Genomic DNA, 23,273 nt, shown 5'->3' on the forward strand with positions numbered 1-23,273 from the left:
CGCGCCTGGCTGGAGATGGCGGAGAAGGGCGCCGAGCTGTCGCTGATGCGCCAGCTTTCCGAGCAGGGCAGCCAGCAGGCCCGCACGCGCGCACTGGCCGAGACCATCGGCATCGACCTGGAAGACCTTGCCGCGCTGCGCGTCGAGTGCTTCGACATCAGCCACACCGCCGGCGAGGCCACGCAAGCCTCGTGCGTGGTCTTTCACAGCCACGCCATGCAAAACAGCGAATACCGCCGCTACAACATCCAGGACATCACCCCCGGCGACGACTACGCGGCCATGCGGCAAGTCCTCACGCGCCGCTACCAGAAGATCGTCGAACAGGCCGGCGAAGACGCGCCGAACATGCCGAGCATCGTGCTGATCGACGGCGGCAAGGGGCAGGTGGAAGTTGCGCGCCAGGTCTTTGAAGAGCTGGGGCTGGATATTGGATTGCTCGTCGGCGTGGCAAAGGGGGAGGGGCGCAAGGTCGGCCTCGAAACGCTGATCTTTGCCGATGGCCGTCCGTCATTGGAGTTGGGACAAGGCAGCGCTGCGTTGATGCTCGTTGCGCAGATTCGCGATGAAGCGCACCGCTTTGCCATCACCGGCATGCGCGCCAAGCGGGCCAAGGCGCGCAACACGTCGCGGCTGGAGGAGATCGAAGGCATCGGCGCCAAGCGTCGGCAGCGGTTGCTGGCGCGCTTCGGCGGCCTGCGTGGCGTGATGGCCGCGAGCGTCGACGAACTGGCCACGGTCGAAGGCATCTCGCAGACCCTGGCCGAAGAAATCTACCGTCAGCTGCATTGATCGGCGACAATGCCCCATCTTGCCGCGTAGGTTGGAGCTTGCGCGGCGGTTGTCCTCTCGACTTGCCATGCCTTTCAACTTCCCGATCCTCCTGACCTGGCTGCGTGTGGCCATGATCCCGCTGGTGGTGGGCGTGTTCTACGTGCCGGACACCTGGATGGCGCTACCCGCCAAGAACCTGACGGCCGCGGTGTTCTTCATCGTTGCAAGCCTCACCGATTGGTTCGACGGCTTTCTTGCGCGCCGCTGGAACCAGACGTCCGCGTTTGGCGCCTTCCTCGATCCGGTCGCCGACAAGCTGATGGTGGCCGCTGCGCTGCTGGTGCTGCTGTCGTTGGGGCGCGTGTCCGACGTCATCGCGCTCATCATCATCGGCCGCGAGATCACCATCTCTGCCCTGCGTGAATGGATGGCGCAGATTGGCGCGTCGAAGAGCGTGGCCGTCAACTTCCTCGGCAAGTTGAAGACGACCTTCCAGATGATCGCCATTCCGTTGCTGCTGTTCGAGGGCCGCCTGTTCGACGTGATCGACGCGCAGATGTGGGGGACATGGCTGATCTACGTGGCGGCGGTGCTCACGCTGTGGTCGATGGCGTACTACATGAAGCTCGCGTGGCCGCAGATTCGTGAGCGCGCAAAATGAGCCTGTAAAAACTCTTGCGCAAAAGTGTTGACGAGGACGATTCTTCTTTGCCATAATCTCGTTCTCGCGTTGCAGTGATGTGACGCAAACGGTCTGGCAGCACAAAGGTTGTACGGCAGTGCTGGTAGCCAAAAATGCGGGAATAGCTCAGTTGGTAGAGCGCAACCTTGCCAAGGTTGAGGTCGCGAGTTCGAGCCTCGTTTCCCGCTCCAGTTTTAAATATGTGGCTGTGTTGATGTGATGGCGCAGCGGCATAACCGGTTACGCGGGAATAGCTCAGTTGGTAGAGCGCAACCTTGCCAAGGTTGAGGTCGCGAGTTCGAGCCTCGTTTCCCGCTCCAATCCCGAAGGGAAGCCTTGCTTCCCTTTTTCTTTATCGGCACGGCAAACACGCGGTTCTTCACGAATTGCTACAATGCGGTGCTGAGCCCCTGGCGGGGTAGCAAAGTGGTTATGCAGCGGCCTGCAAAGCCGTGTACGCCGGTTCGATTCCGGCCTCCGCCTCCAGAATGCGAAAAAGCCCCGACTGGTTCGGGGCTTTTCTTTTGCATCGTCGCAATGCACTGGCTCGGGTCTGGGCATCTCCTGCCTTGACGCTCTCCTGTTCGAACAATGCGTCGGCGCTGCGTTGGCACAGAGTGCTGACGGCATCCGAGCTCAATCCCGCTCCAACCAAGTGGTTGCATGAGAAAACTGGGCTGACTAGACTCAAGCGGTTCTATTTTGAAACCGAATGAGGTGAAGGATGTCCCGTGATTGCGTTGTCGACGGTTCGTCTAACGAGTGCGCCATTTCCTCTCCCGGGTTGCCACATGCATGGGTCGCCATGCTGGCATTCTGCGCAGCGGCCAGTGTTTCCAACGTTTATTTCGCCCAGCCGTTGCTCGGAGCATTGGCCCGTGACTTTGCGCTCAGCGACGCATGGGCGGGCGGCATCATCGGTGCGACACAAGGCGGTTGCGCGCTCGCTCTGGCGTTGGTCGTTCCGCTGGGGGATCGTTGGCCGCGTAAGCCCGTGCTGCTGGTGCAGCTGGTCTTGCTGACGCTGGCGCTGCTCGCGGTAGGTCTGGCGCAGGCGCGCTGGTCGTTGCTCATCGGCATGCTCGCGATCGGCTTGCTGGGCACAGCAATGACGCAAGGACTGATCGCCTGCGCCGCCGCACTGGCGCCGCCGGCGGAACGCGGGCGCGTCGTTGGGGCGGTACAGGGTGGAGTCGTGATCGGTCTTTTGCTGGCTCGCGCCGTTGCGGGCTGGATTGCGGACGTTGCTGGCTGGCGGGCGGTCTATATGGTGTCAGCGGGCTTCTCGGCGGCGATGCTGTGCATGCTCTGGCGCGCGTTGCCGGCGCCGCCGAGTGGACTTTCGCCCACGAAATACGTAGCGCTGCTGCGCTCGATGTGGCAGCTCCTGGTGACCGAACGCGTATTGCAGATACGCGGCCTGATCGGTTTGCTGATGTTCGCGGCGTTCAACGTCTTCTGGAGCGCGATGGCGCTGGCTTTGAGTGCGCCGCCCTATGGGTTCTCCCCCGCAGGCATTGGTGCATTCGGTTTGGTTGGCGTGATCGGCGCGCTGGCGGCTGCGCGAGCGGGGCACCTGGCGGATCGAGGTTGGGCACAAGCGGCCACTGGCGTCGCGTTGGGTTTGCTACTGGTCGCCTGGCTACCGCTCGGTTTGGGTTCGCAGCATCTGGCAGGGCTCATCGTCGGCGTGGTTCTGTTGGACCTGGGTGGGCAAGCGGTGCACGTGCTCAACCAGAGTCTGGTCTTTCGCTTGCGGCCGGAGGCGCACAGCCGGCTGGTCGGCGCCTACATGCTGTTCTATGCGGCGGGCAGCGGATTGGGGGCGATGCTTTCGACGCAGGTGTATGCGTCGGCAGGGTGGTCAGGGGTGTGTCTTCTGGGAGCGGCTCTCAGCGTGGCGGCGCTGATGTTCTGGGCGGCGACCGCGGCTTGGATGCGCGGCAAAGGGCGCTAGCGCGAGGCTCGCCAGCAAATCCGAGGCAGCGTATACCCGGAAGACTCACCGCGCGCGGGCCCGCTCCTATACTTGCTGAGAACTCACACCTTGTAATGGCGTGACAAAAAATGATAGAACGCCACAAAACCCGGCTCTGCGATTAGCTTTTCACAATTGTTTGCAATATCAAAGGGGCGGCCTTTTAGGATGAGTCGGGCTCAAGCCGGCGTGCGACACCTGCCGGTTGGGCGTAGGTAAACGGTCTTGCACGGGACGCGGCTGCCGCGCCGGTGCGGGCTGGCGGATCGAACTGCGATGCGCCAGCCCGGGACTCCAACCACATCGACGCACGGAGTGAGCCGGCATTTTGCATAGCGATGCCGGACCCGAAACGGGGAAAGGGCAATCCAGATGGCGATACGAATTGCCTCGGTCGAAGACAACCAGGCGCAATCGGATTTGATTCGCGAGATCCTGATTTCGTCCGGATACGAATGCGAGAGCTTCAATAACGGGGATGCCTTCGTCAAGGCGCTGCGGGATCGCACGTTCGACCTGCTGCTGCTCGACTGGCAGTTGCCCGATATCAGCGGCATCCAGCTTGTGAGCTGGGTGCGGCAGACAGTCGGCCCGGCGCTGCCGGTGCTGTTTCTGACCAATCGTTCGCTCGAAGACGACGTCGTGCGCGGTCTGGCGGCCGGCGCCGACGATTACGTCGTCAAGCCCGTGCGCCGTGCCGAGCTGGTGGCGCGCGTCGGTGCGCTGCTGCGTCGTGCGGCGCCGCGCACGAGCGAATCGCTCGAACGCATTCGTGTCGGCCCGTATGCGGTGGACCCGGTCGGGCGTGTGCTGACGTTGAACGGCTCGCAGGTCGAGCTGTCGCCGCGCGAGTTTGATCTTGCGCTGTACCTGTTCCGTAATGTCGGCAAGCTGGTGCCGCGCGAGCTGATCGAGCAGGCGGTCTGGGGGCGCAGCATTGGCCCGGATTCGCGCACGCTGGCCACGCATATCTCCAAGCTGCGGCTCAAGCTCGATCTCAATCAGAAGAATGGCGTGCGGCTGGTCTCGGTGTATTCGCATGGCTATCGGCTCGAAACCACGCAGGAAGATGGTGAAGCAACCTGACGCAATCTGGGGTGGTTTGATTGGGCGCGCCGCGTTTGTCGGCGCGTTCGTTCTTTTTGGCGGCGTGTGGCAGGCTGCGATGGCGCAGCCTTCAGGCGCGGACGGCACCGATTTCGTCTATCGCGTGCAGCAGGGCGACACGCTGATCAACCTCGCCGAACGTTACATGGACAGCGTCGAGGGCTGGCGTCTGCTGCAGCAGCGCAACCACGTAGCCGATCCGTACCGGCTGAAGCCCGGTTCGCTGCTGCGCATTCCGTTCGATCGCATTCCGGTCGTCCCGGCGACGGCGCAGGTCGTGTTTGCCCGCGACGCAACCATCGGCGGCAAGCCATTGCAAGCCGGTACGAAGCTCGCAGAAGAAGCGCAAATCGACACCGGCGACAAAGGTGCCGTGACGCTGGCTTTTGATGACGGCACGCGCGTGACGGTGCCGCCGGGCAGCCACGTGGCGCTGTCGCGTGTACGAGCGTTTGCGCGTGCCGGCCTGATCGATGTGCGCGTCCACGTGAAGCAGGGCGAAGCGGAATCGAACGTCTCGCCCAGGAAGAGCGGCGTGGGCCGGTACGAGATATCGACGCCTGCGCTGGTGACGGGCGTGCGCGGTACGCGTTTCCGCGTGCAGGCGAGCGACGCCGTATCGACGAGTTCCGTGCTCGAAGGCGAGGTGGCGACGAGTGCCGGTCGACAGAAGCAGGCGGTCAAGGCCGGCTTTGGCGTGCAGGCATCGGCGGGGCACCTCAAGCGTGCGGCGCTGCCACCGGCGCCGAGGCTCGATGCCATTCCGGAGCTTGTGCAGACGCCGTGCCTGCGCGCGACGTGGCAGCCCGTCAAGGGCGCTGTCGGGTATCGCGCTGCCGTGGCGCGGGATGCCGCCTTGACCGAACTCAGCGCTTATCAATCGAGCAAAACGCCTGCGGCAACACTCTGCGGGGATGAGGACGGCGACTACACGCTCGTCGTCCAAAGCATCGACGCGCTCGGGCTGACAAGCGAATCGGCCACGCGGCCGTTCACGGTGCGCCTGCACCCGGAGGCGCCATACACCATTCAGCCCGCCGGCGGCCGGACCTATCGCAGCGGCGACGTGGCATTCGCCTGGGCTGTTGTGTCCGACGCTGCCAGCTACGACATGGAAGTCGCAGACGCTGAGTCGTTCGCCACGCCCACCGTTCAGCAGCATGGCGTCGACGTGCATCTGACCAAGCCGTTGACGGCCGGCACATGGTGGTGGCGCGTGCGCTCGGTGGCTGCGGACGGCAAAACCGGCCCGTGGAGCGATGCGCTCCGTTTTCGCGTGCTGGACATCCCGCCGGATGCCGTGCCGACGCCGCCGTGGAAGGCGGCAATGATGGCAAGCTGCACGCCCACTGGCCGGCGTTGTCGCCCGAACTGGCGGCATCGGGCGCTCGCACGCGGGTGCAGCTGGCAAGCGACACAAGCTTCGCCAAGCCCATCGCCGACATCGTGAGCGACGGCAACGAGGCCACCATTCCCCGGCCGCCGTCCGGCGTGTATTACATCCGCACCGGCGTCGACCTGGGCGATGCAGCATCGGTGGTCTACGCCAAGCCGCAGCGCATTGACGTCGGCACGTTTGTCGGCGATTCCGTCCGTAGCCCCGTGCAGAGCGGCGGCGGCAGTCTCCTTCTCAATGACTGATCCCGTGCCCGCCAGATCAGCCGTGCGCAGCCTTGGGCGGCGCGCGTTGGTGGAGTGGGTCGTGCTGGTGGCGCTGGCTGCGCTGCTGACCTTGGGCGCGGTGCGCTGGAGCGTCGTCGCGCGGCTCGATGCGGCGCTGTACGACACCGTCGTTACGCTGCATGGGCATGCGCCGCGGGACGATATCGTCATCGTTGCCATTGATGACCAAAGTCTTGACGCGGTTGGGCGCTGGCCGTGGCCGCGCAGCCGGCTGGCCGACCTGATTGCCCGCGTTGGACGGGCACAGCCGCGCGCCATCGGCATCGATATTCTGCTGATCGAGCCCGACCTTGCGCAGCCCGAAGGTGACCGCGCCTTGGCCGCCGCCATCGAGCAGGCCGGACACGTTATCCTGCCGGCGTTGCCGGAGCGCACCGAACAGGGGCGCGTGTATCACTATCCGTTCCTCGGTATCAACGCGTCCGTCGCACATATCAATGCCGCCCCCGATGCGGACAGCGTTGTGCGCGGCATGTACCTGGGGGAGGGACCGCGTGCGCATGTCCTTGACCATCTTGCCGTGCAGCTTGCGCGGCAGGCGCTGCGCCCCCCACCATCCACACCGGCGCCGTCTGATGTGGAGACCGACGCTGGCGGCTGGACGCGCCGGGCGAATATCCGCCTGAATTTTTCAGGGCCGGCCGGTACGTATCGGCATGTGCCGGCGGTGGATGTGCTCAACGGCCGCGTGGCGCCCGATGCGCTTGCCGGCAAGCTGGTGCTGATCGGGGCGACGGCATCGGGCGTGTCCGATATTTTTGCGACGCCCCCGTCGCGCACGATGAGCGGCGTGGAGGTGCTGGCCAATGCCACGCAGACGGTACTCGACGGCAGCGCCATCCTGCCGGTGCCCCCGGGCGTGTTCTGGGCGATGACGCTGCTTCCCTTGCTGACGACGGCGTTTGCGGTGCGTTGGCTTACGCCGCGCATGGCGCTTGCCGTGGCGGTGGCGAGCACTGCCGTATTGGTGTTGAGCGCAATCGGCGTGCTGGTGTTCGGCAATCGCTGGTTGCCGCCGTTTGCCGCGTTGGTCGGCCCGCTGGTGTTGTATCCGCTGTGGAGCTGGCGCCAACAGGAAGCCGCGTTGCGTTTTCTGCGCGACGAGATGCAGCGTCTGGCGCGCGAGCCCGGTCTGCTGGCGGATGCCGCGCCGCTCGCCCGCACCGGCCGCACCCTGGGTGCGCACATGGACGCCGTCGCCTCGCTCACCGACAAGCTGCGCGCGCTGCGCCGCTTTCTGGCGGATGCGCTGGAGAGCCTGCCCGATGCCACCGTCGTCTGCACGCACGATGGCACGATTCGCCTGGCGAATGGCCGCAGCGCCGACTTGGCCCGCCAGTCGCAGACGCCCGGCCAGAACCGCGCGGCCGCGCTGCGCGACCTGCCGACGCTGCTGGCGCGCGCGTTCCCCGACCCCGCGCCCGGAGAGCACTACTGGGCACGCTGGCTGGCCAATCCCACCGGACTCGAACCTGTCGAGTTGAAAACGCACGATGGTCGCTCGATGTTGATGCACGCCGCCGCGTTACGCGACGAAGCCGGCCGCCCGGTCGACATCATCGTCAGCTTTGCCGACATCACGCCGGTGCGCCAGGCCGAGCGCCATCGCGAAGAAGCGCTGCAGTTCATCTCGCACGACATGCGGTCTCCGCAGAGCGCCATCCTCGCGCTGATCGAGTTGCAGCGCGATGCGTCGCGCGCGTTGGATCGCGAAGCGCTGCTCGCGCGCATCGCGCAGCTGTCGTCGCGCACGCTGGAACTGGCCGATGCCTTCATCGATCTGGCGCGTGCCGAATCGCAAACACTCAAGCTGGTGGACGTGGATCTGGTCGGCCTCGTGCTCGATGCCGCCGATGAAGTCTGGCCGCTTGCGAATCGTCACCAGGTAGAAGTGCGCGTGGTGGCCGACATCGAAGCGGCGGTGCGGGGCGAGCCACGCTTGCTGGTGCGCGCGCTGGTGAATCTGCTCAACAACGCCATCAAGTTCAGCGCGGCGGGCTCCATGGTGACGGTGTCCGTGGAACAGGACGAGGCGATGTTCTCGGTGGCCGTGGCTGACCACGGCGCCGGCATTGCACTGGAGGACCAGCCGCGGTTGTTCCAGCCATTCCACCGCTTGCATGAGGGCGCGGCCAATGCGCCGTCCGGCAGTGGACTGGGTCTTGTCTTCGTCAAGACGGTGGTCGACCGGCACGGCGGCCGGATTGCGGTGCAGAGCGCACCCGGGCTGGGTTCCACCTTCACGCTGTGGCTGCCGCGCGCGGCGCATCGCCACGACGCCTGAGGCCATCGCGGCCTCCTGTGGCCTTTGCCACATGTCCTTTTCAATCATTTGCAATTCGGCACTGCGGCGGCCCTACAGTTCATTGGCCGACCCGCACAGCATGCACCGGTGACACACCGGTCGAGAGACGGCGGCACCTTGGAAAACCGAGCACAGACACGCCCGAGGCGCCACGCATGTTGAGCCAGACTGCAACCGACGTTTTGAACGAATGCGATTACGAACGCGTTCGCGCGCAACTGCATCAAGCCCTGCGAGGTGACGGGAGCCCGTCGCAGGACGAACGCTTCTGGCTGGCTGGTCGGCACGTATCCATGCGGCGCGGCGGTGGCCGCGACGACGGCAATGCACAACACCTTCGTTGCACCACCGCTTGACCGCGCCGCACGCAGTCAACCACGAAACCGAGCCATGAAAATCGGTCTGATCGACACGCATCTCGCCCGTCAGCAGGCGATCCACTCCGCGCTGCAGCCCACGCGCTTTGAATGTGTGCCGCTGTTTCTCTCCCGCCAGGTTTTTGAAGCCATCGAGCTGCACGGTATCAATCTGCTGATGGTCGGCGCGCATGCGCACGACATGCCCGGGCTATCGCTGGTGCGCACGGTGCGTGAGCGCGCAGGCCCCGGTATGGCGATCGTCTACCTCGCCGACGGCCAGGCCGATACCGAAACCGCAGAGGCGCTCAATCACGGCGCAGATCTGTGCTTCCAAGGCGATATCCGTCCGCCAGAATTGCTGGCGCGGCTCGACGCGTTGATACGCCGCTTTGCCGTGAGCCGGGCCGTGCGTGCGTCGGAGATTCGCCTGGGGCCGTACACGCTCGATCGGCAGAATCGTTCCATTCGCCTGCACGATGCTTTGGTGTCGGTGCATGCGCGTGAGTTTGAGCTGGCGCTGCTGTTGTTCGCGAATGCGGGGCGCGTACTCTCGCGCGCCGACATCGAGCTCGCGCTATGGGGGCGCGAGCTGAGCCCATATTCACGCACGCTCGATACGCATGTCTCGCGCTTGCGCAAAAAGCTTCTGCTCGGCACGGAGAACGGCCTGCGCCTGCGCGCCATCTACGGGCAGGGCTTCTGCCTGGAACGCGTGATGGATGCGGCAGCGACGCACTGAACACTCTCGATTTGCGGAGCCACGCCATGCAACTGCTCGGTATCACCATCCCCATCGGTTTTCTGGCGGGGCTTGTCGCCCGCTGGACAACGCCAGGGCGGGGCGTGGGAGGTTTCCTCCTCACGATCATGGTCGGCATTGCCGGCGCGCTGACGGCCGCATTTCTGGGCCAGTTGATGCGCTGGTATGAGCCGGGCCAGTCGGCTGGGTTTGTCGGTTCGCTGGCGGGAGCCGTCATCCTGCTGGCCGGCTATCACCTGATGGCACGCGATCGCTGAATACCGTCGTTTCAAAGCAAAAAAGCCCCGCGAGTCGGGGCTCTTTTGTTTTGGAGCGGAAGGGCGCGATCAGCGATCGCTGCCAAAAGAAACGCCCTGATACTCGGGACAGCAGCATCAGGGCCAAGAAGGCCGCGGCTCTCTCTTCCGCGACCGGAGCGCACCCACGAGGGGTCGGTGCAAGCTCAGGTTACGTGGCCGAGAGCGAGGGAATGCAAATGTTTATCAACAGCGCCCCGGCGGCGAATGGGACGATCCAAGGTACAGTGGTGGGACGTCGTACAACTGTGCCGTGGAGCGAATGACTCAGCCCACCTGTGCCGGGGTTTGCGCGCTGGCTGCTTCATGCGCACGACGCAGGCGTTCGCGGCTGTTGGACAGGTGCATGCGCATCGCGGCCCGCGCGGCTTCAGGGTCTTTGCGGGCGATGGCTTCAAAGACGCTGTGGTGCTCGCGGTTGACCGTGGCACGCAACTCCGGAGCGTTCAGGTAACCGACCTGCGCCAACCCCATCCGCGTGCGAGGGATCAGCGTCTTGCCGAGCTGGGCGAGGGCGCCGACGAAGTGCTCATTGCCGGTCGCACGCGCGATGCTGAGGTGAAATTGCAGGTCGGAGGTGGCACTGTCGTTGCCGTCCGCCTGGTCCTGCTCGATGGCTTCAAGAGCCATGCGCAGGGCGTCGATCTCGGCCGGAGAAATGCGCTGTGCGGCCAGCCCCGCGCACTCCGTTTCAATGGCGACGCGCAATTCCAGCATGCTGAGGATGTCGTGCATCGTTGAGGCATCGCCCAGCGGGATGCTGTTGTCTGCGCGCGGCGGCAGGACAAAGCTGCCGATGCCGTGGCGCGTTTCGATCATCCCCTTGGCTTGCAGGCGCGAGATGGCTTCGCGTACCACCGTGCGGCTTACGCCCAGCGCTTCCATCAACGCGGATTCCGTCGGCAGCTTGTCGCCGATGCGCAGCGATTCGTTGGCGATGCGCCCTTTGATGTGGTCCACCACCACGTCCGCCAGGCTTTGGGTGCGGCGCACGTGCGTTGCGGGCGAACTGGCAATGGGCATGCGGTCTCCGAGGGGGTGCGGGTTTACCAGGGGTGGTTCGGTAGGAATGTGTCCATTATAGTCGCCTTCCATGTTGTACGACGACTGATGACATACGTGATGACAATGAATCACCAAGCCACCGAGACTCCCGTTCACACACCGCGCGTGACCCGCCTCCAGGTCATTCCCGTGGCGGGCCGCGACAGCATGTTGCTGAATCTCAGCGGCGCACACGGCCCGTTCTTCACCCGCAATATCGTCCTCCTGGAGGACTCGGAAGGGCATACCGGCGTGGGCGAAGTGCCGGGCGGCGAATCCATCCGCAAGACCATCGAAGACGCGACGCCGCTGGTTGTCGGACAACCGATCGGTGCGTACAACAACGTGCTCAACAGCGTGCGACGCCAATTTGCCGATCGCGACGCGGGCGGCCGTGGGTTGCAGACCTTTGACCTGCGCACCACCGTGCATGCGGTGACGGCGCTGGAAAGCGCGCTGCTCGACTTGCTCGGCCAGCATCTCGGCGTGCCCGTGGCGGCGCTGCTGGGGCAGGGGCAACAGCGCGCCAAGGTGCCCGTGCTCGGCTACCTGTTCTTCGTGGGCGATCGCACACGCACCGACCTGGACTACGCCGACGGCAGCGACGCCACCGACGACTGGACCCGAGTGCGCCACGAAGAAGCGCTCACGCCGGAGGCGGTCGTGCGCCTCGCCCAGGCGGCCCATGCGCGCTACGGCTTCAAGGATTTCAAGCTCAAGGGCGGCGTGCTGAGTGGCGATGACGAAATGGTCGTCACGACGGCACTGGCCGAAGCGTTTCCCGAGGCGCGCGTCACGCTGGACCCGAACGGCGCGTGGTCGCTGGCGGAGGCCATTCGCCTGTGCCGCGACAAGCACGACGTGCTGGCCTACGCCGAAGACCCGTGCGGCGCAGAGGGCGGTTACTCGGGCCGCGAGGTGATGGCCGAATTCCGCCGTGCCACGGGCCTGCCCACGGCCACCAACATGATCGCCACGGACTGGCGCCAGATGGGTCACGCCATTCAGCTGCACTCGGTCGACATTCCGCTGGCCGATCCGCATTTCTGGACGATGCAGGGCTCGGTGCGTGTGGCGCAGATGTGCGACGACTGGGGCCTGACCTGGGGTTCGCACTCCAACAATCACTTCGATATTTCGCTGGCGATGTTCACGCACGTGGCCGCGGCCGCGCCGGGCAACATCACCGCCATCGACACGCACTGGATCTGGCAAGACGGACAGCGCCTGACGCGCGAGCCGTTCCAGATCGTCGGCGGCGAGATTGCCGTTCCGACCGCCCCGGGCCTGGGCGTCACGGTCGACATGGAGCAACTGGAGAAGGCCCACGCCCTGTACAAGCAGCACGGCCTGGGCGCACGCGACGACGCGATCGCCATGCGCCAACTGATTCCCAACTGGCAGTTCGACAACAAGCGCCCCTGCATGGTGCGTTGACCGCTGACCGCTACGGCGGAACCCGAGGCGGCGCACGTCGTGGCACGCCGCCTCGTAGATCGGTAACCAATAAAAAAATATCGGAGACAACACCGTGAAGACCATCAAGGGCTTGCGCTGGTGGATCATCGTGCTGGTGTGCCTGGGCACGATCGTCAACTATCTGGCGCGTAACTCGCTGGGTGTGCTGGCGCCCACCCTCAAGAACGAGCTGGGGATGAGCACCCAGCAATATTCCTACGTGGTGGCGGCCTTCCAGGTCGGCTACACGATCATGCAGCCGGTCTGCGGCTTTATCGTGGATCTGGTCGGCTTGCGGATCGGCTTTGCGCTGTTTGGTGTGTTGTGGTCGTTTGCCGGCGTGCTGCACGCGGGCGCCACCGGCTGGCTGTCGCTGGCGGGGTTTCGCGCCTTGATGGGGCTGACGGAAGCCGCTGCCATTCCGTCCGGCATGAAGGCCGTGGCTGAATGGTTCCCGGACAAGGAAAAATCCGTCGCCGTCGGCTGGTTCAATTCGGGCACTTCGCTGGGTGCGATGTTGGCGCCGCCGCTGGTGGTCTTCCTGCATCTGCGTTACGGCTGGCAGTCGGCGTTTGTGGTGACCGGCGCCATCGGCTTCCTGTGGGCCGCGCTGTGGTTCGCGTTTTACCGTTCGCCGAAAGACCACGCCGCGCTGTCCGACGCCGAGCGCGAAAAGATCATCGGCGGACAGCTCCGCCCGGTGAGCGCCGAGCGCGGCAAGCGCCCGGTCAAGGATGTCGTGACGTCCCGCCGTTTCTGGGCGATTGCGCTGGCGCGCTTCTTCGCCGAGCCGGCCTGGCAGACGTTCAGCTTCTGGATTCCGCTGTACTTCGTGAACGAACGCCATCTCGATCTGAAAGCGATCGCCATGTTCGCGTGGCTGCCGTTCCTGGCGGCGGACCTGGGCGGCCTGGTGGGTGGTTACCTGTCGCCGTTCCTGATCAAGCGTTTCCGCATTCCGCTGGTGTGGTCGCGTGTGTGCGGCGTCGTGCTGGGTGCGTTCATGATGATCGGTCCGGCGTGCGTCGGGCTCGTGGCGTCTCCCTACACGGCGATTGCGTTGTTCTGCGTGGGCGGCTTTGCGCACCAGATGATCTCCGGCCTCGTCAACACGCTGTCTGCGGATGTATTCGATCCGGAAGAGGTCGGTACCGCCAGCGGCTTTGCCGGCATGGCGGCGTGGATCGGCGGCCTGGGCTTCTCGCTGTTGGTGGGCGCGCTGGCTGACAAGGTCGGTTATGGTCCGCTGTTCGGCCTGCTCGGCGCATTCGATCTGATTGGCGCGGCGTTGCTGATTGTGCTGATTCGCGGCCAGTCGCATGAAGAACGTGCCGCCCGCGAAATGAAACTCTCTGCTTCAAATTAGGTTGAAACCGATGTCGATGTTGAACCCCCCCCGATTCGAAGTGCAGGCGCATGAAGGCAGCCGGCTGCGGCTGGCCAGCAGCGCCGGCGCCGCGATTGAACTCTTCGTGCTGGAAGAAGACATCATCCGCGTGCTCGTGCTGCCGCAGGGCGACCTTCGCGGCCCGGCCACGTGGTCGATCGCCCCCGGCAGCGACGACACGCCGCTCGAAGGGCGTGACCGCCGCGACCTGAGCGGCTTCTCGTTGCCTGCGTTTGCGTTGCACACCGATGCCGACACGCTGCGCGTGGAAACCAGCAAGATTCGCCTGAGCGTCGCCCTGGCAGGTGGCTTCTGCACATGGCAGATCCGCGGCGCGGGCGGGTGGCAGACCGTGCTGAACGATCGCCCCACGCAGGCCTACAACTTCGGCTATTGGGACGAGCAGGTCTACCACTACGTGCGCCGCGAACCGGGCGAGATGTACTTCGGCCTGGGCGAGCGCGCCGGCGACATGAACCGTGCGCACCAGCGTTATGAGATGCGCAACATCGACGCGATGGGCTACAGCGCGCGCACGACCGATCCGCTGTACAAGCACATCCCGTTCTACGTGACGTGGCAACCGGAAAACCGCACCGGCTTCGGGCTGTTCTACGACACGCTGTCCGATTGCAGCTTCGACATGGGCCGCGAGCTGGATAACTACCACGGCCTCTACCGCTACTTTGTCGCGCCGCACGGCGATCTCGACTACTACTTCATCGCCTCGCCCGACACGCCGCTCGACGCCACGCGCCGCTTTACGTGGATGACCGGCCGCCCCGCGTGGATGCCGAAATGGGGCCTCGGTTATTCCGGCTCGACCATGACGTACACCGACGCGCCCAACGCGCAGGAACAGATGGCCGAGTTCATCAAGGGATGCCGTGAGCACGACATCCTGTGCGATTCGTTCCATCTGTCGTCGGGCTATACGTCGATTGGGCCGAAGCGCTACGTCTTCAACTGGAACACCGACAAATTCCCGGATGCGCGCGGCTTCGTCCAGAGCTATCTGGACGCGGGCATTCGCCTGTGCCCGAACATCAAGCCGTGCCTGCTGCGCGATCACCCGAAGTTTGAAGAAGCGAGAGAAGCTGGCCTGCTGATTTGCGACGCAAACGGCGAGCCGGCCTGGGTGCAATTCTGGGATGAGGTCGGCGCGTATCTCGACTTCACCAACCCGAAAACGCTCGACTGGTGGAAGGCCAATGTCAAGAGCGCGCTGCTCGAATACGGCATGGCGTCGACCTGGAACGACAACAACGAGTTCGAAGTCTGGACGCCCGACGCTTTCGCTCACGGGTTCGGCAAGAAAGCGCCCATCCGCGAAGCCAAGGTGCTGCACACCATGCTGATGATGCGCGCCTCGCGCGAAGCGCAGCTCGAATTTGCACCGCAGCGTCGGCCGTTCCTGGTGTCGCGCTCGGGCGGTGTCGGCATGCAGCGCTATGTGCAGACATGGTCCGGCGACAACTACACCTCATGGGAAACGCTGCGCTACAACCTGAAGATGGGCTTGGGGTTGGCGCTCTCCGGCGTCTCGAACATCGGGCACGACATCGGCGGGTTTGCCGGCCCGGCGCCGTCTCCTGAACTGCTGGTGCGCTGGGTGGCCTTTGGCGTGTTCCTGCCACGCTTCTCCATCCACTCGTGGAACGACGACAAGACCGTCAACGAGCCGTGGATGTATCCGCAGGTCACCTCACAGATTGCCTCGCTGATCAAGCTCCGCTATCGGCTGATTCCGTATCTGTACGAACTGCTGTGGCAGTCCACGCAGGCCTACGAGCCGGTGCTGCGCCCCACGTTTGCCGAGTTCCCGCACGACCGCCGGTGCTACGCCGAGTGCGACGACATGATGATCGGCTCGTCGCTGCTGGTGGCGCCGACGGTGGACGAAGGGCAGACCGAGCGCACCGTCTATCTGCCGGCCGCGCGCGATGGGTCTCGTACTGGAGCGGCGAGGCGTTCGAAGGCGGACAGACCGTCACGCTGCCTTCGCCGTGGGACCAACCCGTCATGCTGATTCGCGAAGGCGGCGTGATCGCGCTGAACGTGGCGGAGCAGCATTTCGACCAGCGCGCCGATCAACGCGGCTTCCTTGTCGTGCCCGTGCGGGGCGTTGGGGAGGCCGCTGGAGGCAGTGTTGAAGACGATGGCGAAACCGAAGCGTGGCGCAACGGCGAGCAGGGCCGCTGGAGCGTGCGTGCGGTGTCGGATGCGCAAGCCATCACGCTGCACGTATCGCGCGAAGGCAAGATGCCGACGCTGGACGACACGGTGGAGATTTACCTGCCCGCCGGCGATGCGCGGCCGGTGCAGACGCCGCATGCCCGCGTGCTCGAAACCGTTGTCGTGGGTGGCTGGCGCCGCCTGACGTTGCAATTGCCGGCCTAGTGCCGCATTCTCGCTGCGCATTACGATCGGGTCCGCAGAGACACGGTGATGCGCAGTGTTCCCTTGGTGCAGGAGATTTCCGAGATAACAACGATGAAAACCACACGAGCCAAACGTTCCCTTTCGATCCGCCCGGTCTACGCCTCGGCAGCGCTGCTCTGCGCGGGCGTGTCGATGCATGCCGCAGCGCAAACGTCAGTCACGCTGTATGGCGTGGTCGATAACGCCTTTGCGTATTCGAGCAACCAGGGCGGGCATTCCAACGTCTACATCAATTCGGGCGCCTTGCTGGCCAGCAAGTTCGGCCTGTACGGCACGGAAGATCTGGGCGGTGGCAACACGGCGCTGTTCCGGCTGGAGAGCGGCTTCAACGCCGACACGGGGCAACAAGCCCAAGCCGGGGTCATCTTCAACCGTCAGGCCTACGTCGGCCTGAGCAACACGAACTATGGCCAGGTCACGCTGGGTCGTGCGTACACGCCGTACTTCCAGTACGTCGCATCGCTGGGGCCGACCAACGTGCTGACGGGTGCCACCGGCGCACACCCGGGCGACGTGGACGCGTTGGACACCACGCTGCGCTTCAACAATTCCATCACCTACAGCACGCCGGTGTGGGGCGGTCTGCAGGCTGGCGTGCAATACGGCTTTGGCGAGCAAGCCGGCAGCGTTTCGAACGGCAGCAGCGTGAGCACCGCGCTGCGCTATGACTACCAGGCCTTCTCGTGGGGCGTCGGCTATACGCGCCTGAAGAACGTGTCGAGCGGCACGACGGCCGGCAACTTCAGCAACGTCGGGACGTTCGCCAACAACTCGCCGGTCAACGCCGGCTATGCCACGGCCGACTCTGCTCAGCTCATTGCCACGGCCGCGCGCTACACGTTCGGCAAGCTGATGGTCGGCCTGAACTATTCGAATGTTCAGTACAAGCCGGGCGCGCTGTCGCTGTTCACGCAATCGGCCACGTTCAATACGGTGGGCGCGATTGCCACCTACGATCTGACGCCGGCATTGCGGCTCGCGTTCGGCTACAGCTATACGGCCGAGAAGGCGCGCAACGGCATCAGCTCGCCGGCCAAGTACAACCAGTTCTCGATGGAGCAGCTGTATTCGCTGTCCAAGCGCACCGCGTTCTATGCGATCCAGGCGTATCAGCGCGCCAATGGCCAGACGCTGCGCGCTTCAGGGACGAGCACCTCCATCGTGGATGCGGTGGCGTCGGTGGGCGACTCGCAGAACGGTACGCCGTCGAATGGACGCAGCCAGTTTGTGGGCATGGTCGGCATTCGGCATTCGTTCTGATGCATAACCAGACCTGGCTTGCGCCCGGGCCAGTGCACACGCTGCAGGCCGGCGCGTTGACGATGATCGTCGCGCCGGCAGCCGGTGGCCGCATTGCTTCGCTGGCGTCGGCCGGCGAAGGCGGCCAGCGTGTCGACTGGCTGGCGCCGATGTCGGCGGAGTCCCTGCGCGACGGTTTCGACGGGCTGGCATGGCCCAAGGCCGGTTGCTATCCGCTGCTGCCGTTCTCCAACCGCATCCGCGATGGGCGCTTTGAATGGGGCGGCCGCGCGATCCGTCTCGCGCCGCATCCCGGCCAGGCACATGCCATGCACGGACTGGCGCATGCGCGTGCCTGGACGGTCGAGCAGGTGACAGCGTCGTCGATCGAACTCGGCTTGCGCTATGTGCCAGAGGCAGACAACTGGCCCTGGCCGTTCACCGCCACGCAAACGCTGGTGCTGACTGAATCCGGGCTGGATGCCGTCATGACGCTGCGCAACGATGGCGACAGCAGCATGCCGGCCGGCGGCGGCTTCCATCCATATTTCGCACGCGCGGCCGATACGCGCTTGCAGTTCGATGCTGCGACGACGTGGCCGACCGATGCGGGCGAGGTCGCCGTCCGCCGCGAGCCGGTCACGGCGCGGGAAGATTTCCACCAGGCGCGCGCGTTGCCCGATGCGGCGCTCAGCGTCTACTACAGCGAATGGCAGCGACGCGCCGTGGTGTCCCGCGCGGGCGGCGTGCTCACGCTGAGCGCCGATGATCCGCTCGACCACTTCATCCTCCACGCGCCGCACGGGCAGCCGTATTTCTGCCTGGAGCCCATTTCACACGTGGCCGATGCGATCAATCTGGCGGCGCGGGGGTGGAAAGGCACCGGCCTGCGCGCTCTGGCACCCGGCGAGACGTTGCACATGCGCATGCAAGTGCGCATCGAAACAACGGCCTGAAATGCCTCGGCGCGCTACCGGCGTGCGTCCGCCCACGCGGCTTCCTTGCCGAACCAGTCCGTCAGGAAATCGATAAACGCGGTGACCTTGGCCGACAGGTTGGCGCGCTCCGGATACACCGCAAAGATGTCCGCCACGGGCAGCGCCCAGTCCGTCAGCACCGGCACGAGCCGGCCGGCGCGCACGTGCTCGTGGATGTCCCATTCCGATCGCATCAGGATGCCGTAACCGGCCAGCGCCCAGAGCACGCCGGTTTCGCCGTCGTTCGTGCTGAGCACGCCGCGCACCTTGATGGTTTCCTGTCGAGTGCCGCGCGTGAGGTACCACGTGCCGTAAGCCGCGTCGCTCTCGCGCAGCACGATGCACTGATGTGACTGCAGATCGCGCGGCACCTGCGGCATGCCGGCACGCTTCAGGTAATCGGGCGAGGCGCACAGCACGCGTTTGTTGCTCACGATCTTGCGCGCGACCATGCGTGAATCCGGCACCGTGCCGAACCAGATGCCGATGTCGAACGCCTTGTCGGTCAGGTTGACGGAGCGGTCGGTCAGTTCGAGCTGCACTTCCACCTCCGGATACCGCCGCGCGAATTCCACAATGGCGGGCGCCACATGCCGCCGCCCAAAGCCGAACGTGGCGTTGATGCGCAGCAGACCCTTGGGCGTGCCCCGGCTGCTGGAGACCACCTGCTCCAGCTCCTGCAGCTCTTCGAGCAGGCGTGCGCCGGTCGCCAGATAGATTTCACCTTCGTGCGTGACGCTCAGCCGCCGGGTGGTGCGGTTCAGTAACCGCACGCCGAGCCGCTTTTCCAGCTGCGCCAGGCGCGCGGTGATGGCCGGCGGCGTCACGCCAAGTTCGCGTGCGAGCGCCGCCAGCGAGCCTTGCTTGACGAGCTGCGTGAAAAATTCCAGATCCGATACGCGATCCATTATTCAGATGAAATGAAGAATAGATAAATTTTCGCGCCAATTATAAAACCGTTTTGCATGTCTACACTTCGTCTCGCCAGTGGCCCGGGTCGCCTTCAGTCAGGCGGGTGGGCCGGCCACGCGAATGGGAGGAAGCATGGCGAAGACGCTGTATCAGAAGCTGGTCGAATCGCACACCGTTGCCCAGCTCGATGCGCAGAACGTGCTGCTCTACGCAGACCTGCACATCATGAACGAGTACACCAGCCCGCAGGCCTTCGCCGGCTTGGCGGAAGCGGGCCGCACGGTGGCCGTGCCGGGCCAGCACATGGCCGTGGTGGACCACATCATCCCCACGCACCCGGTGCGCGTGCGGGTCATTCAGGACCCGGCGTCGGCACTGCAGGCGTCCAACTTGGCAAAGAACTGCCGCGAACACGGCGTCGTCCTGTTCGACACCAACGATGCGCTGCAGGGCATCGAGCATGTGATTGCGCCCGAGTTGGGCATGATCCGCCCGGGCATGGTGGTGCTTTGCGGAGACAGCCACACAACGACCTACGGCGCGTTCGGTGCGCTCGGCTTTGGCATCGGCACGTCGGAGGTCGAGCATGTGCTGGCCACACAGACGCTGGTCTACCGGCTGGCGCAGGACATGCGTATCCGTGTAGAAGGCGAACTGCCCGTCGGCACCACGGCAAAAGACCTGATCCTGCACATCATCAGCCGCATCGGCGCGCAGGGTGCACGCGGCTATGTAGTCGAGTTCACGGGCAGTGCCATTGCCGCGCTTTCGATGGAGGCGCGCATGACCCTCTGCAACATGGCTGTCGAAGCCGGCGCGCGCGGCGCACTGATCGCGCCCGATGCCAAGGCCACACGCTACGTGCTCGAACATGCGCGCGACGTGGCGCATACCCATGTAAGCGCCGCGCTGGCGGATTGGCGCCAGTTGTTCAGCGACGCGGATGCGCATTTCGACGTCGAGCACGCCTTTGACGCGCGCGACGTTGCCCCGTACGTGACATGGGGCACCAGCCCTGATCAGGCGATTCCCATCACCGGCAAGATTCCGCACCCCGAAGCCGCCGAGGACGCGTCGGCCCGGGCATTGCGCTATACGGGCCTGCAGGCCGCGCCGCCATCGAGGGTGTGCCTGTGCAGCGCGTGTTCATCGGCTCGTGCACGAACGCCCGGATTGAAGACCTGCGCGCCGTGGCCAGCCTCGTCAAGGGCCGCCAGGTGGCGCAGGGCGTGCGCGCCATGGTCGTGCCGGGTTCCGGCGCCGTGCGTGTGCAGGCGGAGCAGGAGGGCATTGCCGACATCCTCATCGCCAGCGGCTTTGAATGGCGCCAGCCGGGCTGCTCGATGTGCCTTGCCATGAACGACGACGTTCTCGCCCCCGGTGAGCGCTGCGCCTCGACCACGAATCGCAACTTTGAAGGGCGTCAGGGGCGGGGCGGCATCACGCATCTGATGAGCCCGGCCATGGCCGCGGCCGCTGCCATTACCGGTCGCATCACCGACGTCCGCCAACTGCAATCGCAACCGGCGCAAGCGGAGGCTGCCCATGTCTGACACCAAACGCATCGAAGGCACGGCCGCGCCGCTGCCCACGCCCAACCTCGACACCGACCAGATCATGCCCAAGCAGTTCCTGCGCGGCATCGACAAATCGGGACTCGACAAGGGCCTGCTCTACGACCTGCGCTACGACGCCGATCACCAGTTGCGCAGCGATTGCGTGCTCAACCAGCCGGCGTATCAGGGCACGTCCATCCTCGTGGGCGGCAGCAACTTCGGGTGTGGTTCCAGTCGCGAGCACGCGGTGTGGGGGCTGCAGCAATTCGGCATCCGCGCCGTGATCGCGCCCAGCTTTGGCGAGATCTTCTTCAGCAACGCCATGAACAACCGCCTGCTGCTCGTGATGCTCGACGAGGCGACGGTGGAACGCATCCTGGCCGACGTGTCGGACGCGGCCACGAGCCACATCGCCATCGACGTTGGATCGATGACCGTGCGCAGCCATAGCGTGGAGGTGTCGTTCACGCTGTCCGAACGCCACCGCCACATGTTCCTGCACGGGCTCGACATGATCGGCGCGACGCTCGCACGCTGGAGCGACATCGACGCCTTCCAGCAGGCGCATTGGAAGACGCGCCCGTGGCTGCGCGACATCGCGGCCACCACTCGCGCACGTCTGGCTGCCATGGCGCCGAGCGGCAGCCTCTGAATTTTCCCAACACGTTTTCGCAACCCCACACAGCGACGCCGGCGCTAGTCCACCTCGCGTGAAGACGAGGCGCGCCGCGCGGCTGATCAGGAGACATCATGGAAGCATCCATTCGGGCGCAGGAAGACGCGCGCGCGGGCCTTTGGCGCACGCTCAGCGGCTACAGGATCGGGCCGCTGCCTCTTCCCGTATACGCCACGATTGCCGCCATCACGCTGCTCGCGGCGCTCAACAAGAAGCTGCCCGACGACATGATCGGTGGTTTGGCCGTGCTGATGCTGCTCGGCTTTCTGCTGGGCGAAATCGGTGCGCGGCTGCCGGTGTTCAAGCACATTGGGGGCGCGGCCATTCTTTGTCTATTTGTGCCGTCGGCGCTGGTCGGCTACAAGGTGATCGACCCCGAGATGTTGAAGGCGCTCACGACGACGATGAAGACGGCCAACCTGCAATATCTGTACATCGCGTGCCTGGTGGCGGGCAGCATCCTGGGGATGAGCCATCGCGTGCTGGTGCAGGGCTTCATGCGGATGTTCATTCCGCTCTTGATCGGCACGGCGGCGGCCATCGTGGCGGGCGTAACGGTCGGGCTGTTCTTCGGCTACGACCCCAAGCACACGTTCTTCTTCATCGTCATCCCGATCGTCGGGGGCGGCATTGGCGAAGGCATCTTGCCGCTGTCGATCGGGTATTCCGAGATTCTCGGCCGGCCGCAGGCGGAGCTGATTGCGATGCTGGTACCGGCGGCGCTGCTCGGTAACGTTGTCGCCATCTTGTCGAGCGGCGTGCTGAAATCGCTGGGTGAGAAGCGCCCGCACCTGACCGGCCATGGCGATCTCGTCAAATCCGGCAACGATGCCGATCTGCTGGCCAACGATCGCACCGACGCGCCGCTCAATCTGGGCCTGATGGGCGCCGGCTTGCTGATCAGCTGCGCGTTCTTCATCTTCGGCGCGCTGCTGTCGCGCTTCACCGGCATTCCCGGCCCGATTCTCATGATCGTCAGTGCCGCGCTGCTGAAGGTGTCGAAGGTGCTGCCGCAGAGCATGGAACTGGGCGCTTACCAGATGTACAAGTTCGTCTCGACCAATCTGACGTTCGCGATCCTCGTCGGCCTTGGCGCGTTGTTCGTCTCGTGGAAAGAGCTGCTGGCCGCGTTCACGCCCGGCTATTTCGCGATCTGCGCGGCGACGGTGCTGGCGCTGGTGGCGTCAGGCTTCTTCGTCGGCAAATGGCTGGGGATGTATCCGGTGGAGTCGGGCATCGTGACGGCGTGCCACAGCGGGCTGGGCGGCACGGGCGATGTGGCGATTCTGTCGGCGTCGAATCGCATGGGGCTGATGCCGTTCGCGCAGATCTCGACGCGCATTGGCGGGGCTGCGATGGTGGTGGCCGCGACGATCTTGCTAAAGCTGTTGCACTGAGCAACCGGGCGACGGTAAGTCTGCACAACAAGCGGCCGGCGCGCAGAGCGTCGGCCGTTTTGTTTTCCGAGCACCGAGGCCAGAGCGCATCGCAAATTGCGCAAATGAAAAAGGCCCGACAGTTGTCTGTCGGGCCTTCCATATTCTGGTGGGGCGTGAGTGACTCGAACACTCGACCTACGGATTAAGAGTCCGCTGCTCTACCAACTGAGCTAACGCCCCGCGAAGAAACGAGACTATA

General features: G+C 64.8%; 16 protein-coding genes, 4 tRNA genes and 3 pseudogenes. 20 read left to right on the forward strand and 3 right to left on the reverse strand.

All coding sequences use genetic code 11. The features are described 5' to 3' along the window. The 12 genes and pseudogenes from FUT88_RS01900 to FUT88_RS01955 form a co-directional block, all read left to right on the forward strand. Nucleotides 1–792: helix-hairpin-helix domain-containing protein (locus FUT88_RS01900; RefSeq protein WP_147213580.1), on the forward strand; the 792-nt coding region annotated here is incomplete at its 5' end. A gap of 67 nt (nt 793–859) precedes the next feature. Beyond that, complete coding sequence (gene pgsA / locus FUT88_RS01905; protein WP_147213581.1) at nt 860–1,435, forward strand: CDP-diacylglycerol--glycerol-3-phosphate 3-phosphatidyltransferase; 576 nt, start codon at nt 860–862, stop codon at nt 1,433–1,435. A gap of 136 nt (nt 1,436–1,571) precedes the next feature. Then, nucleotides 1,572–1,647: transfer RNA gene (locus tag FUT88_RS01910), tRNA-Gly, on the forward strand. Between the two features lie 53 nt (nt 1,648–1,700). Beyond that, a tRNA-Gly gene (locus FUT88_RS01915) sits at nt 1,701–1,776 on the forward strand. Between the two features lie 92 nt (nt 1,777–1,868). Then, a tRNA-Cys gene (locus FUT88_RS01920) sits at nt 1,869–1,942 on the forward strand. Between the two features lie 238 nt (nt 1,943–2,180). Continuing rightward, a complete protein-coding gene (locus tag FUT88_RS01925; RefSeq protein WP_410003862.1) occupies nt 2,181–3,413 on the forward strand; it encodes an MFS transporter in 1,233 nt (410 codons plus the stop codon). Between the two features lie 393 nt (nt 3,414–3,806). Continuing rightward, nucleotides 3,807–4,520: a response regulator transcription factor gene (locus FUT88_RS01930; protein ID WP_147213583.1), complete on the forward strand. Its 714-nt coding sequence runs from the start codon at nt 3,807–3,809 to the stop codon at nt 4,518–4,520. Then, nucleotides 4,504–6,182 (forward strand): annotated as a pseudogene (locus FUT88_RS01935) (FecR domain-containing protein). The gene FUT88_RS01930 and the pseudogene FUT88_RS01935 overlap by 17 nt, the downstream one beginning before the upstream one ends. Further along, nucleotides 6,175–8,508 (forward strand): CHASE2 domain-containing protein, encoded by a 2,334-nt coding sequence (locus tag FUT88_RS01940; protein WP_147213584.1) that lies wholly within the window; start codon nt 6,175–6,177, stop codon nt 8,506–8,508. The pseudogene FUT88_RS01935 and the gene FUT88_RS01940 overlap by 8 nt, the downstream one beginning before the upstream one ends. 176 nt (nt 8,509–8,684) lie before the next feature. Further along, the gene (locus FUT88_RS26055; protein WP_186829214.1) at nt 8,685–8,885 is read left to right on the forward strand and encodes a hypothetical protein; all 201 of its coding nucleotides are present in this window, start codon (nt 8,685–8,687) and stop codon (nt 8,883–8,885) included. Between the two features lie 34 nt (nt 8,886–8,919). After that, on the forward strand, nt 8,920–9,627 hold the full coding sequence (locus FUT88_RS01950; RefSeq protein ID WP_147213585.1) for a response regulator transcription factor: 708 nt from the start codon (nt 8,920–8,922) through the stop codon (nt 9,625–9,627). A gap of 26 nt (nt 9,628–9,653) precedes the next feature. Continuing rightward, the gene (locus FUT88_RS01955; RefSeq protein ID WP_147213586.1) at nt 9,654–9,905 is read left to right on the forward strand and encodes a GlsB/YeaQ/YmgE family stress response membrane protein; all 252 of its coding nucleotides are present in this window, start codon (nt 9,654–9,656) and stop codon (nt 9,903–9,905) included. A 306-nt stretch (nt 9,906–10,211) separates the two neighbouring features. Here the strand turns inward: FUT88_RS01955 and FUT88_RS01960 are convergent, their stop codons facing one another. Further along, nucleotides 10,212–10,967: a FadR/GntR family transcriptional regulator gene (locus FUT88_RS01960; protein WP_147213587.1), complete on the reverse strand. Its 756-nt coding sequence runs from the start codon at nt 10,965–10,967 to the stop codon at nt 10,212–10,214. A gap of 87 nt (nt 10,968–11,054) precedes the next feature. On the opposite strand from FUT88_RS01960, the gene gudD reads away from it, so the two are divergent. The 5 genes and pseudogenes from gudD (at nt 11,055) to FUT88_RS01985 (ending at nt 18,470) form a co-directional block, all read left to right on the forward strand. Next, on the forward strand, nt 11,055–12,425 hold the full coding sequence (gudD, locus tag FUT88_RS01965) for a glucarate dehydratase (protein WP_147213588.1): 1,371 nt from the start codon (nt 11,055–11,057) through the stop codon (nt 12,423–12,425). 94 nt (nt 12,426–12,519) lie between these two features. Further along, the gene (locus tag FUT88_RS01970) at nt 12,520–13,812 is read left to right on the forward strand and encodes an MFS transporter (protein ID WP_147213589.1); all 1,293 of its coding nucleotides are present in this window, start codon (nt 12,520–12,522) and stop codon (nt 13,810–13,812) included. A gap of 10 nt (nt 13,813–13,822) precedes the next feature. Then, nucleotides 13,823–16,233, forward strand: a pseudogene (locus FUT88_RS01975) (TIM-barrel domain-containing protein). A gap of 93 nt (nt 16,234–16,326) precedes the next feature. Beyond that, a complete protein-coding gene (locus FUT88_RS01980; protein WP_147213590.1) occupies nt 16,327–17,535 on the forward strand; it encodes a porin in 1,209 nt (402 codons plus the stop codon). Next, nucleotides 17,535–18,470: an aldose 1-epimerase gene (locus FUT88_RS01985; protein ID WP_147213591.1), complete on the forward strand. Its 936-nt coding sequence runs from the start codon at nt 17,535–17,537 to the stop codon at nt 18,468–18,470. Before FUT88_RS01980 ends, FUT88_RS01985 begins: the two co-directional genes overlap by 1 nt. Before the next feature lie 14 nt (nt 18,471–18,484). Here FUT88_RS01985 and FUT88_RS01990 read toward each other — a convergent pair whose 3' ends face one another. Then, the gene (locus FUT88_RS01990) at nt 18,485–19,399 is read right to left on the reverse strand and encodes a LysR family transcriptional regulator (protein ID WP_147213592.1); all 915 of its coding nucleotides are present in this window, start codon (nt 19,397–19,399) and stop codon (nt 18,485–18,487) included. A 136-nt stretch (nt 19,400–19,535) separates the two neighbouring features. Between FUT88_RS01990 and leuC the strand changes: the two are divergent. The 3 genes and pseudogenes from leuC to FUT88_RS02005 all read left to right on the forward strand — a co-directional run bounded on the left by leuC (nt 19,536) and on the right by FUT88_RS02005 (nt 23,032). Continuing rightward, nucleotides 19,536–20,956 (forward strand): annotated as a pseudogene (leuC, locus tag FUT88_RS01995) (3-isopropylmalate dehydratase large subunit). Further along, nucleotides 20,949–21,611: a 3-isopropylmalate dehydratase small subunit gene (leuD, locus tag FUT88_RS02000; RefSeq protein ID WP_147213593.1), complete on the forward strand. Its 663-nt coding sequence runs from the start codon at nt 20,949–20,951 to the stop codon at nt 21,609–21,611. Before leuC ends, leuD begins: the two are co-directional and overlap by 8 nt. A gap of 98 nt (nt 21,612–21,709) precedes the next feature. After that, on the forward strand, nt 21,710–23,032 hold the full coding sequence (locus FUT88_RS02005) for a 2-hydroxycarboxylate transporter family protein (RefSeq protein ID WP_147213594.1): 1,323 nt from the start codon (nt 21,710–21,712) through the stop codon (nt 23,030–23,032). Nucleotides 23,033–23,178: 146 nt separating this feature from the next. Here FUT88_RS02005 and FUT88_RS02010 read toward each other — a convergent pair. Then, nucleotides 23,179–23,254: transfer RNA gene (locus tag FUT88_RS02010), tRNA-Lys, on the reverse strand. Nucleotides 23,255–23,273 lie beyond the last annotated feature (19 nt).

The organism is Ralstonia sp. TCR112, from assembly GCF_007997035.1.
Taxonomy (GTDB): domain Bacteria; phylum Pseudomonadota; class Gammaproteobacteria; order Burkholderiales; family Burkholderiaceae; genus Ralstonia; species Ralstonia edaphi.

Bases quoted from the DNA above. Each gene is read 5' to 3' on its own strand.
- pgsA (WP_147213581.1), top strand. From the start codon at position 860: ATGCCTTTCAACTTCCCGATCCTCCTGACCTGGCTGCGTGTGGCCATG.
- FUT88_RS01985 (WP_147213591.1), top strand. From the start codon at position 17,535: ATGCATAACCAGACCTGGCTTGCGCCCGGGCCAGTGCACACGCTGCAG.
- FUT88_RS01990 (WP_147213592.1), bottom strand. From the start codon at position 19,399: ATGGATCGCGTATCGGATCTGGAATTTTTCACGCAGCTCGTCAAGCAA.
- FUT88_RS01950 (WP_147213585.1), top strand. From the start codon at position 8,920: ATGAAAATCGGTCTGATCGACACGCATCTCGCCCGTCAGCAGGCGATC.
- FUT88_RS01980 (WP_147213590.1), top strand. From the start codon at position 16,327: ATGAAAACCACACGAGCCAAACGTTCCCTTTCGATCCGCCCGGTCTAC.
- FUT88_RS02005 (WP_147213594.1), top strand. From the start codon at position 21,710: ATGGAAGCATCCATTCGGGCGCAGGAAGACGCGCGCGCGGGCCTTTGG.
- FUT88_RS01940 (WP_147213584.1), top strand. From the start codon at position 6,175: ATGACTGATCCCGTGCCCGCCAGATCAGCCGTGCGCAGCCTTGGGCGG.
- FUT88_RS26055 (WP_186829214.1), top strand. From the start codon at position 8,685: ATGTTGAGCCAGACTGCAACCGACGTTTTGAACGAATGCGATTACGAA.
- FUT88_RS01925 (WP_410003862.1), top strand. From the start codon at position 2,181: ATGTCCCGTGATTGCGTTGTCGACGGTTCGTCTAACGAGTGCGCCATT.
- FUT88_RS01955 (WP_147213586.1), top strand. From the start codon at position 9,654: ATGCAACTGCTCGGTATCACCATCCCCATCGGTTTTCTGGCGGGGCTT.
- FUT88_RS01960 (WP_147213587.1), bottom strand. From the start codon at position 10,967: ATGCCCATTGCCAGTTCGCCCGCAACGCACGTGCGCCGCACCCAAAGC.
- FUT88_RS01930 (WP_147213583.1), top strand. From the start codon at position 3,807: ATGGCGATACGAATTGCCTCGGTCGAAGACAACCAGGCGCAATCGGAT.
- gudD (WP_147213588.1), top strand. From the start codon at position 11,055: ATGACATACGTGATGACAATGAATCACCAAGCCACCGAGACTCCCGTT.
- leuD (WP_147213593.1), top strand. From the start codon at position 20,949: ATGTCTGACACCAAACGCATCGAAGGCACGGCCGCGCCGCTGCCCACG.